The organism is Salinisphaera hydrothermalis C41B8 (genome assembly GCF_000732535.1).
GTDB lineage: Bacteria > Pseudomonadota > Gammaproteobacteria > Nevskiales > Salinisphaeraceae > Salinisphaera > Salinisphaera hydrothermalis.
This window is the reverse complement of sequence record NZ_APNK01000004.1, coordinates 108,849-119,807: the sequence shown is the minus strand read 5'-3', so window position 1 is coordinate 119,807 and position 10,959 is coordinate 108,849. Positions and strand designations below refer to the sequence as shown.

General features: G+C 63.2%; 9 protein-coding genes. 5 read left to right on the top strand and 4 right to left on the bottom strand.

Annotated features, from left to right (window positions below):
• Window positions 1-11: 11 nt before the first annotated feature.
• From C41B8_RS04715 to lpxC, 4 genes are all read left to right on the top strand, one after another.
• On the top strand, window positions 12-749 hold the full coding sequence (locus tag C41B8_RS04715; protein WP_037334766.1) for a cell division protein FtsQ/DivIB: 738 nt from the start codon (window positions 12-14) through the stop codon (window positions 747-749).
• The gene (gene ftsA, locus C41B8_RS04710; RefSeq protein ID WP_037334763.1) at window positions 746-1,984 is read left to right on the top strand and encodes a cell division protein FtsA; all 1,239 of its coding nucleotides are present in this window, start codon (window positions 746-748) and stop codon (window positions 1,982-1,984) included. Before C41B8_RS04715 ends, ftsA begins: the two co-directional genes overlap by 4 nt.
• 89 nt (window positions 1,985-2,073) lie before the next feature.
• Window positions 2,074-3,222 (top strand): cell division protein FtsZ, encoded by a 1,149-nt coding sequence (gene ftsZ / locus C41B8_RS04705; RefSeq protein ID WP_037334761.1) that lies wholly within the window; start codon window positions 2,074-2,076, stop codon window positions 3,220-3,222.
• A gap of 244 nt (window positions 3,223-3,466) precedes the next feature.
• The gene (lpxC, locus tag C41B8_RS04700) at window positions 3,467-4,396 is read left to right on the top strand and encodes a UDP-3-O-acyl-N-acetylglucosamine deacetylase (RefSeq protein WP_037334759.1); all 930 of its coding nucleotides are present in this window, start codon (window positions 3,467-3,469) and stop codon (window positions 4,394-4,396) included.
• A 238-nt stretch (window positions 4,397-4,634) separates the two neighbouring features.
• Here the strand turns inward: lpxC and C41B8_RS04695 are convergent, their stop codons facing one another.
• From C41B8_RS04695 to C41B8_RS04680, 4 genes are all read right to left on the bottom strand, one after another.
• On the bottom strand, window positions 4,635-5,585 hold the full coding sequence (locus C41B8_RS04695; protein ID WP_051883077.1) for a hypothetical protein: 951 nt from the start codon (window positions 5,583-5,585) through the stop codon (window positions 4,635-4,637).
• A gap of 7 nt (window positions 5,586-5,592) precedes the next feature.
• The gene (locus C41B8_RS04690) at window positions 5,593-6,597 is read right to left on the bottom strand and encodes a diacylglycerol/lipid kinase family protein (RefSeq protein WP_084188500.1); all 1,005 of its coding nucleotides are present in this window, start codon (window positions 6,595-6,597) and stop codon (window positions 5,593-5,595) included.
• Between the two features lie 77 nt (window positions 6,598-6,674).
• On the bottom strand, window positions 6,675-7,481 hold the full coding sequence (locus tag C41B8_RS04685) for a nucleotidyltransferase family protein (RefSeq protein ID WP_037334754.1): 807 nt from the start codon (window positions 7,479-7,481) through the stop codon (window positions 6,675-6,677).
• Window positions 7,478-8,629 carry a hypothetical protein gene (locus tag C41B8_RS04680; RefSeq protein ID WP_051883075.1) on the bottom strand — a complete coding sequence of 384 codons (1,152 nt, stop codon included), beginning with the start codon at window positions 8,627-8,629 and terminating at the stop codon, window positions 7,478-7,480. The genes C41B8_RS04685 and C41B8_RS04680 overlap by 4 nt, the downstream gene beginning before the upstream one ends.
• A gap of 535 nt (window positions 8,630-9,164) precedes the next feature.
• On the opposite strand from C41B8_RS04680, the gene C41B8_RS04675 reads away from it, so the two are divergent.
• Window positions 9,165-10,952, top strand: a complete 1,788-nt coding sequence (locus tag C41B8_RS04675; protein ID WP_051883073.1) for a fatty acyl-AMP ligase — start codon at window positions 9,165-9,167, stop codon at window positions 10,950-10,952.
• Window positions 10,953-10,959 lie beyond the last annotated feature (7 nt).

Genomic DNA, 10,959 nt, shown 5'->3' with positions numbered 1-10,959 from the left:
GGAGGAACGACATGAGCTGGATTAATGCGCGGCGCCTGCGGGATGGCGCCATTGGTGTGGTCGTGCTGCTCGGCGTGGCCGCCTGTACTTGGCAGGGCATCAAGCCGGATAGCGCCGGGCCGCGACGGCTGTATATCAGTGGCAAGTCGAGTCATGTCTCGGATAAGGAAATCGCGCGAATCGCCGCGCCTTATCTCAAGGCTTCGTTCTTCGATGTCGACACCGATGCCCTCAAATCGCGGTTAGGGCGCCAGCCCTGGCTGACTGATGTGCGCGTTTCGCGGCATTGGCCGGACGGCGTGGTGGTACACGTTGCCGATCACAAGCCGGTGGCCGTCTGGGGTAACAAGAGTGTGCTGGCGGCCGACGGCCAAGTATTCACGCCGGATACGCTTCCCAAGGGGCTGATCCAGCTGAACGGCCCCGCAAAGGACAGCGCTAAAGTCTATGCACAATATCGCCATCTATCCGGTATCCTCGCCGGTCATGGTGTACATCTTGCGTCGCTTGAATTGAATAAGCGCGGCGATTGGACGGCGCGGCTGGACGATGGCCTCGAGCTCAGGCTCGGGCGTGACCAGCTGGCGGCCCGGATGCAGCGTTTCGTTCAATATGCGCTGACGCGTCCGCAGGCGCGCCGCGCGCTGGCCGACGCCGGCTATGTCGACCTGCGTTACAGCGACGGTTTTGCGGTGGGCGGCAGTCGCCAGAAGACCGCTTCGGCGAGTCATGAGGAGTCAGTCGGATGAGTAAACGGCCCGAACAGAATCTCATCGTCGGTCTGGATATCGGGACCTCGAAGGTGGCGTGCATCGTCGCCGAGTCCAATGACGGCGAACTCGAGATCATCGGTCTGGGCAGCGCCCCTTCCAAGGGCATGAAAAAGGGGATGGTGGTCAATATCGAGTCGACCACCGACTCGATTCGGCGCGCGGTCGAGGAAGCCGAGCTGATGGCCGGTTGCCGTATCCAGTCGGTGCACTGCGGCATTTCCGGCGCGCACGTACGCTCGCTGAACTCGCACGGCATCGTGGCGGTACGCAACAAGGAAGTCACCGAGTCCGACATCGAACGGGTGATCGACGCCGCCTGCGCGGTCGCGATCCCGGCCGATCAGAAGATTCTGCACGTGCTGCCGCAGGAATTTGCGGTCGACGACAACGAAGGCATTCAGGAGCCCGTCGGCATGTCCGGCGTGCGGCTTGAGGCCAAGGTACATATCGTCACCGGCGCGGTGACGTCGGCGCACAATATCCAGAAGTGCGTGGCGCGCTGTGGGCTGGAAGTCTCCAAGCTGTCGCTCGAGCAGCTGGCGTCGTCGTATGCCGTGCTCACCGAAGACGAGAAGGATCTCGGTGTGGCGCTCGTGGATATCGGCGGCGGCACCTCGGACATCGCGGTATTCGTCAACGGTTCGATCCGTCATACGGCCGTTATCCCGATCGCCGGCGATCAAGTCACCAACGACATCGCGGTCGCCCTGCGGACCCCGACCCAGCACGCCGAGCAGATCAAGATCCGTTACGGTTGCGCCCTGCCCGAACTGATCACCGATGACGACGCCATCGAGGTGCCGAGCGTCGGCGAGCGCCCGCCGCGGCGGCTGTCGCGCTATACGTTGGCCGAGGTGATCAAGCCGCGCTACGAAGAACTGTTCATGCTGATTCACAAGGAACTGGTACGGTCCGGTTTCGAAGATCTACTGGCCGGCGGGGTCGTGATTACCGGTGGTTCGTCCAAGATGGAAGGGCTGACCGATCTGGCCGAAGAGGTCTTCCACATGTCGGTACGGCTGGGTACCCCGCAGAAAGTGCAGGGGCTGTCCGATGTCGTGCGTAATCCGATTCATGCGACCGGGGTCGGGCTGCTCGAATTCGGCCATCGCACGCAATCCAAGAGCACCGGCATGTCGGTGCCGACACAGGACAATACGTTTGCCCAGGTCTGGGAACGCATGAAGGCCTGGTTCCAGGGCAATTTTTAGGACACACGATTCCGGGGCTATCCGTTCGGGGCGCGAGGGACGCAAACAGTTTTCCGCAAGGAAAAGCAGGGCAACGCAAGAGGTGCAACATGCCAGAAGTATTCGAGTTCGCGGATCAGACCAATACACAGGCCGTCATCAAAGTCATCGGCGTCGGCGGCGGTGGCGGCAACACGGTCAACCAGATGGTGGCCGGTGGCATCAAGGGCGTGGATTTCATCTGCGCCAACACCGACGCCCAGCACCTCGAGCGCTGTGACGCCGATGTGCTGGTTCAGCTCGGCATGAACGTTACGCGTGGCCTGGGCGCAGGCGCCGACCCGGCGGTGGGTCGGCAGGCTGCCGAGGAAGATCGTGATCGTATCCGCGAATCCATTGAAGGCGCGGATATGCTGTTCATCACCGCGGGCATGGGCGGCGGTACGGGCACTGGCGCGGCCCCGGTGGTTGCCGAGATCGCGCGCGAAATGGGCATTCTCACGCTGGCTGTGGTCACCAAGCCGTTTCCGTTCGAACGCGGCAAGCGTATGGAAGTCGCGCAGCAGGGCATCGACGAGTTGAGCGGCTTCGTCGATTCGCTGATCGTGATTCCCAACGAGAAGCTGCTCACCGCCCTGGGCAAGTCGATCACCCTCAAAAATGCGTTCCAGGCCGCCAACAATGTGCTGCACAACGCCGTTCAGGGTATTTCCGACCTGATCACCCGTCCGGGCATGCTCAACGTGGACTTCGCCGACGTGCGTAAGGTCATGAGCGTGCAGGGCATGGCGATGATGGGCCGGGCTTCGGCCAAGGGCGAAGATCGGGCGCGTGAAGCCGCCGAAGCGGCGCTCGCCAGCCCGTTGCTCGACGATCTGTCGCTCCATGGCGCACAGGGTCTGCTGGTCAACGTGACCGGCGATGAGAACTTGGGCATCCACGAATTCCAGATCGTCAACGAAGTCGTGGCCGAGATGGGCGGCGACAATGCCGAAGTCATCATCGGCATGGCCGAAGATCCGGACGCTGGCGATGAGATCACGGTGACTGTGGTCGCCACCGGCCTGGGCCAGCAGCAGATCGAACAGCGTGAAGCGCCGCAGGCGATCAAGCGCGATGCGGCCGGCCAGATGCGCTACGAAGATCTCGATCGTCCGACGGTGATCCGGCAGTCGCCGCGTCAGGGCAACCGAGAGAGCACCGCCGTCGACATGGATTACTTCGACGTGCCGGCGTTTCTCCGCAACCAGGCCGACTGACACACCTCCAGTCGGACTCTATTGCGTTGCCAGGGAGAGAGCGCCGCCACCGAGTCACATCGGTGGCGGCGCTACCGAGTGTTATACTGGCCGGCTTTTCGAGAACGTGTAAGCAGAAACAGCCGGATTAAGTCCGAGTTAATGCACTGTTTCTATACTTGTTAGCACTATAACAAGTCATTATGACGGGCGGATGACAGACACGTCTGAGCAACCCGCCGTATAACCGCCAGGGAAAACGCCCATGCTGCAGCAGCGTACGCTCAAAAACCCGATTCGCGCCACTGGCGTTGGGCTGCATACAGGCCAGAAGGTCTATATGACAATGCGCCCGGCGGCGGTCGATCAGGGCATCGTGTTCCGGCGTGTCGATCTCAAGCCGGCAGTAGACATCAAGGCCGATGCCTTTGCCGTTGGCGATACCACGCTCGCTACCACGCTGGTCAATGATGACGGTGTTCGGGTCAAGACCGTCGAGCATCTACTATCAGCCATGGCGGGCCTCGGAATCGATAATGCCATCGTCGAATTGTCAGCGGACGAATTGCCTATCATGGACGGCAGCGCCGGCCCGTTCGTATTTCTGATCCAATCGGCCGGTATTCAAGAGCTTAACGCACCTAAGCGTTTCATCCGCGTAAGGCGAGCGGTCGAAGTGACCGACGGCGACAAATGGGCGCGATTCGATCCCTTCGATGGGTTCAAAGTCAGCTTTGCGATCGACTTTGATCACCCGGCGTTCGCCGAGGAGATGCAGTCGGCCAGCGTCGATTTCTCGACGACATCGTTCGTGCGTGAAGTCAGCCGTGCGCGTACGTTTGGCTTTATGCGCGATATCGAATATCTGCGGTCGAACAATCTGGCGCGCGGCGGCTCGATGGACAACGCGGTGGTGCTCGATGATTATCGCGTGCTCAATGCGGATGGTCTGCGCTACGACAACGAGTTCGTGCGCCACAAGATCCTGGACGCCATCGGCGATCTTTATCTTCTGGGCAGTGGGCTGATCGGCAGCTATTCCGGCTACAAGTCGGGGCACGCGTTGAACAACAAGCTGGTGCGTGCCCTGTTGGCTCAGGATCGCGCGTGGGAGGCAGTCTCTTACCGGGACGACGAAGCGCTGCCCATTTCTTATATCAACGCGCGGCCGGTGGCCGCTGCAGCGGCTGCCTGATCGCGGTCTGCGATGCGCTGAAAGAGCCGGCCTTGCGCCGGCTTTTTTTGTTCTACGCTGAGGGCGAGCCCCGGCAGAGTCCGGAATGGCCTTCACTGAGCGGCCGGCGCGCGTTCGTCAACGCTCGATCGCCAACGCGCCGTAACGGGGCGACTGCCCCGTCTTCGGATCCCGTCCCAATTCGGGAACGTCGTGTCTGTATCGCGGCTTCGCTTCGCGGCGCGAGATGGGCTCCGGGCTAACGCAATACGCCGTCGCGATATAAGCGCCACAGGACCGGCCAAGCATAGATCAGCGGATGGCGGCGCAGCCGGGGGGTGACTTCAATGGCCACGCCGGTATGGCGTTCCAGTTTCCAGGCCGCGTAATCGATGGCGTTGTCGAAGGTAAAGCAGGCTTTCGCCAGGCGTAGAACCGACACCGCGTGGCCTGCCGGAGCGCGCAAGCGCCAGGCGCGCAGCGCGCGTTGACGTTGCGCTGTGTCGGGAAACCAAGCCATCCGCCCATCGCTGTGTTGTTCTGTGGCGAATGTCAGGTACGGTCGCGCGGCATGTAGGCGCCGCGCATATTCCGGCCGATCGTGTTCGGCGATGCTCAGACCGCGCTCGCCGCTTTCAGTACGCAATTCGCCGCCATAGCTGAGCGTCAGCGCGGCGCCGAACGCTTCAGCCGGAAGCATGGGCGATTCAATAGCCGGCAGGCTCTGGTTGAGCAAGGTGATCACGGCCTGGCCGCAACAGGCCCGCACGGTGTCACGGATGTGCTGATTGGCGGCGTAAACAATGGCCACGGGCTGCGCGAATCGGCCCCAAAGACTCGATAGGCGCCCATGAGCCACCCCGCGCTGCAGATCGTCGAGTGTGATCACGGCATACTTGCAGCGCAGCGTCACCGTGTCGGTCGCGCATTCCAGATAATAGACGTTGGGCGGCAGCAGTCGGTTCGCAGCGGCCGCCACTGTGCTGGCATGTGCGGCCTGATAGCGATCAACGATGACATAGAAATCGACCAGCCCGGCTGTCGGGTCGCCACTGCGCAGGCAAGAGCCGTAATAGACGATAGCGCGCACGGCGTGCCGATGCCGGCGTCGAACGGCCTCAATCAACGGCGCCAGCGCGGCAGCCTGATCTGTATCGCAGGGGCCGGCAATGGCCTGTCGCGCGGCTGGATCGTCGTGTACGTGCTGCATACGCAATCTACAGGCTCAGAAAAGGAACATGTCCCGCGACCGACAAGCGGACCGGCCCGTCGCCCGGGCGGCTGCGATGAAACTCGCCGTCGACGATAAAGCCGTCATCGAATTCGAGTTGCAGTTCATGGCTGTTATGGCTCACGTAGCCGGCGGATTCCATGGCGTCGGGTCGGCGCCGCGACCAACCGCGGGCCACGAACGGCAGGCGTAACAGGAACCGCGAGGCGGTCTGGCTGATGGTAGTCCAGGCCAGGGGGGCGTCCTCGGTACCCCAGAAGGGATGAAAGCTCAGCACGAGCCGGTTGAGTGTCGATGCCACCATCAGCAATGCCTCGTCGTCCACGACATGGCCGGCGTCGTCGGTCAGCCGGATTTTGGTAGGCGCGAAATGGCGTTGATCCTGCAGGGCGACCGATTTGAGAAAGCGCAGAAATGCCAGCCCTGGGCCGGCCTCGCCGCGCAGTCCCTTGCTGTGCAGATTTTCCTGCGTGTATTGAACAGCGTGGTGAACAGCGCCGACGCCAAAGAACATGCCGCAGATCGGCGCTTGGCTGTCCGAGGCCTGGATACGCAGGACCGGGTGGTCGGCGACCGTGGCCTGAGCGACCATGCCGCCGGCCGCGGCCCAGTCGATCAGCGGCTGCCAGCCGCGGCGTCGCACATCAATAAAGCCCACATCGCGCGCGGTCATGTTGGTGCTGCCGGTCGGTACGAGGGCCAACGTGGGCAGCGTCTCGAACAGCCCGCCGAGCAATACATGGCTCAGGACGCACTGCACGGTGCCGTCACCGCCGGCAACGGCCAGGGTGTCGACACCGAGCGCGGCGAGTTCGGTGACCGCGCGCTCGATCTCTTCCGGCCGTTTGGCCTCGATCGCGGGCACATCGGTGGGCACGGGATGTCGTCCCCAGCGACGTCGATGACGACCACTTTGGGAATTGTAAATAATGCCCAGGTGCCGCGGCGCGCGCTGCGGGCATGACGCGGACGAGCGTTCGGGGTCGGCCATCGGCAGATCGGCAGTCGGTAAAAACGCCTAGTCTATCGCAGTTGCCACCCCGGGCCGGGTGCTTTGACCATCCGATATCAGCGACCGTCGCGCAGAATCGCCTCGACCTGACGCAGATCCGCCACGGAATCGACGTCAATGGCAGCGTTGGGCTCGTCGAGCAGCACGGGTCCGGCGCGCAAATCATGGCGTTTGGATAGCCCGGCGAAGGCAGCCTCGAGCGGTAGTGCGCGCAGGGCGTAGCGCGCGAGTGCGGTCCAGCCCAGCATGCCCGCCACGATGCGCGCGGGATGCTTGCGCTCGTTCTCTACTCGCCGCCAGCGCTCGACCAGCGTTCGACCGGCTGGCCGATACAGTGCGAACAGGTTGCAGCCGCAGAAGGCGCGCGCGCCGAGGCGCGTGGTGGTGCGTCGGCTATCCGGGTATGCCGAATGCACCCGGGCGTAATCGATCAGACCGACCCCGAGATCGAGCCCCGCTCCGGACCGGCACATGGTAGCCACCATGCGCGGCGTCAGCAGAGCATGATCGGCGGTGGTGATCAGAACTGGCCGGCCGGGCTCGACGGTATCGAGTGCGGCGAGTGCGCTGGCCACCGGGGAGGCGCCGGGTTCGATCCACCGTGCGCCCGCCGCCTCGATTAACGCGCCGAGTGCCGGGTTGGCCGCGACGATATCGGCGCCCGGGCCGACGACGCGGCATTCAGTGATCTCGTCGCAGACGGCAAGTGTGTCTAGAACCCGACCCAGCAGCGGTCGGCCGGCAACGTCGACCATGGCCTTGCAGCGCGCCCCGGCTGCGCGCGCGACCGGGTCGTTCGGGCCGCGATCGCCGGCCAGGACGACCGCGACCCAGTTGCGATCCGAGGCGGCGGTCGATGTCACAGGGGCTTCCGATAAATCCGGTATGTTTTGTAAGCGGAGGCGCCCAGCCGCTCGATGATGTCGCGCATGCCCTTGTTACCCTCCAGAATCCAGGACAGTTCGCACCCGGTCGCCCCGTGCTTGCGTAGGCTGGTCTGCATCGCCGCGATAACGCCGAAGGCCAGGGCCGCGCCGAGCGGGCCGTCCTGGTAGGCCTGGCGGACGCCCATCAGCGGCACGCGCGAGGTCTCGGGGAAACGAACCTTGAGGCGCCACAGCAGTTTCGCGATGCCGACCGGCGACAAACGCCCGTCAAGATCGCGCGCGGCTTCGTTGAGGTTGGGCAGGCCGACGATGAAAGCGGCCGGCCGGCCTTCGACTTCGGCGATCTGAACCAGGTCGTCGGCGATCAGGAGTTTGAGCGTATTGCCCATGTCTCGGAATTCGGCCTCGGTAAACGGGACGAAGCCCCAGTTGTTTGCCCAGGCGTCGTTAAAGATATCGCGCAGCGTGTCGAGCTCTTCGGTATAGCGCGACCGGTCGATCGGCCGAATCCGCATACGCGATTCGTAGCGCGTTAGCAGACGCTGCATCGCCTTCGGATGTTCGAAGGCGAGATCGATCCAATAGGCCAGCATGTCGACGGCCTTGCTGTAGCCCTCGGCCTCTACGTGAGCGGCATAATAATCGCGCCCGTGGCCCATCATCATCATGGGTGGGGTATCGAAGCCGTCCACCAGCAGTCCGCATTCATCGTTGATGGTGAGGTTGAACGGACCATGTATGGCGTCCGTCCCGCGTTCGGCGAGCCAGGCCTCCGCGGTGGCCAGCAGTCCGGAGAACACGCGCGCATCGTCGATGGCTTCGAGCATGCCGAAATAACCGACGCGGTCGCCGTGTTCGCGTTCGCGCAGCGTGTCGATCTGCGCGGTGATCCGCCCCGCCGCGCGGCCGTCGACCCAGGCGATCCAGCCCTGCCACTCCAGGTGCTCGAAGGCGGGATTATGCTTTTCCGACAGATGCATGCGTCGTTCGGCGTGCAGCGGCGCGCGCCACTCTTTGCGCCCAACATAGATCTCATGCGGTAAACTAATGAATCGCTTGAGATCGCGAGTCGTCTTGACGGGCGTGATTTCGATGGAAGAGGAGGCTGCTGCGGTCGTGGCCATAGAGTTGTCCCGGTCGGTCTCGGGCGGGCAATATACGCCACCTACGGTCGGGGCGACCAATATAGTGCGGATGAGCCGGGCTTGGTAACGGCTTTCGCATGCTTTCTTATCCCGATCTTAACGAAACATACACGCGCGCTCTGGCAGTATCCGCGCGCGGTCGAGGGGAGTCGGCCGAGTCGCCGGCGTTTCGTCAACACGCGACACCCTCGAATTTCACCTGCCAATAAGCGAGTTGCTGCTTTTGCTTAGTGCAAAAGCGGCCAGTTTGCAGTAGGATTTCAGGATTGATGGCACGTGCAACAATGATCGACCGGGGGCCGGACTGTTCAGGCGAGATGCGGATTCGGTCCTCGATAATTAATGAGTCGGTTGGAATGTCTGTCGGCCGAGCTTTGGGCTCGTCGAGCCACGTTGCCGGGCGACCCGTAGCGGCGATAACGCCTGCAACGGTCGGCCCGTCTCACGCTTGCGATACGACAACGCCACTGACGTTTGTGGTTGCCCCGCGTTCGTTCAGAAAACAGGTAAATCGATGATCAAGCCAACGCCCACAGAACACTGGCTGTCGATGCGTCGGGCCGATTTCGCCACGCTTGGCGATGCGCTCGACTATGCGGGCGAAGGCGAGACAGGGTTCAATTTCTACACCGGCCGCGGCGAGCTGTCGGACGTGCTTAGCTACGCTGATTTGCGTGAGCGGGCGCGCGACACTGCCCAGCGGCTCATGTCGCTCAACCTGGACGAAGGTGCCCGCGTCGCGCTGGTCGCCGATACCGTGCCGGGTTTTATGGTGTGCTTCTTTGCTTGCCAATACGCCGGTTATGTCCCGGTGCCGTTGCCGGTGATCGTGGGTCTGGGCAGTCGCGATGCCTACACGCGTCAGCTGCGCTCCTTGCTTCAGGGGTGTGACGCGGATGTGGCGCTCGCCCCCGAAGCGTTCATGAGTTTTCTGGAGTCGGCCGCCGAAGGTATGACGCTGTCGTATATCGGCAGCTACGATTCGCTGGACGATCTGGCGCCGGCCGAAGGCGATCTGCCGCCGCAGGACGTTACGCGCACTGCTTATCTGCAGTACACCTCCGGTAGCACGCAGTTCCCGCGCGGCGTGGTGATCTCGCAGGCGCAGGTGATGCAAAACCTGTCGAGCATTCTGGAGCTTGGTGTGCAGATGCGCGCGGACGACCGTTTGGTCTCTTGGCTGCCGCTGTATCACGACATGGGGCTGGTCGGCTTCATGCTCGCCGCGCTGACGTCGCAGCGCTCGGTGGACTATCTCGCCACGCGCGACTTCGCGATGCGGCCGCGTCAGTGGTTGTCGTTGATCAGTCGCAACCGCGGGACAATTTCGTTCAGCCCGTCGTTCGGGTACGAGCTGTGCGCGCGCCGTATTCGCCACAACGCCGACGATTTCGATCTGTCGAGCTGGCGTATCGCCGGCGCCGGTGCTGAAACCATTCGCCCGGATTCGCTGGCCCGATTTGCCGATACGCTGGCTCCGGGGAAGTTCGATCGGCGTGCATTCGTCGCATGTTATGGCATGGCGGAATGTTCGTTGGCGATCAGTTTCGCGCCGCTTGACCAAGGTCTCGCGGTGGATTACGTCGACGCAGAATCGCTGGCCGAAACAGGCGTGGCCAAGCCGGCCGATGCCGATAGCAGCGAGCGGGCGGCGCGGTTCGTGGAATGCGGCGAAGTGCTGCCCGAATACGATTTCGAGATTCGCGGCGACGACGGTCGTATTCTGGACGAGCGCGAAGTCGGGACCGTGCATGTGCGCGGGCCGAGCGTGATGTCCGGCTACTTCGAGCGGCCCGAGGAGAGCGCGCGTGTGCTGTCCGAAGATGGCTGGCTCAATACCGGTGACCTGGGTTATCGCATCGGGCGGCGGATCGTCATTACTGGGCGCGCCAAGGATCTGATCATCGTCAACGGTCGCAACATCTGGCCGCAGGATCTGGAATGGCTGGCCGAATCCCAGCCCGAGCTGCGCCCGGGTGATGCGCTTGCGTTCGCCGCGCCTTCGGAGTCGGGCAGCGATGGCGCCGTGCTGGTCATCCAGTGTCGCGTACGCGACGGTGCCGCCCGCGAGGAGCTGATCAAGCGGCTTGAAGGTTTGATGCGGCGCGAGTGCGGCGTTGAATGCCTGGTCGAGGCCGTGGCGCCGCATACGCTGCCGCGCACGTCGTCGGGCAAGCTGTCGCGGGCCGGCGCCCGTCGCGACTATATTCAGCGGTTGACCGAGCAGCTGCAGCGTCGGCAGTCGGCAGCGGCTTCAGCCGGTGAGGCCGCTGTCGTCGAAAGCGACAGACAAGCCGGTTAGCCCGTTC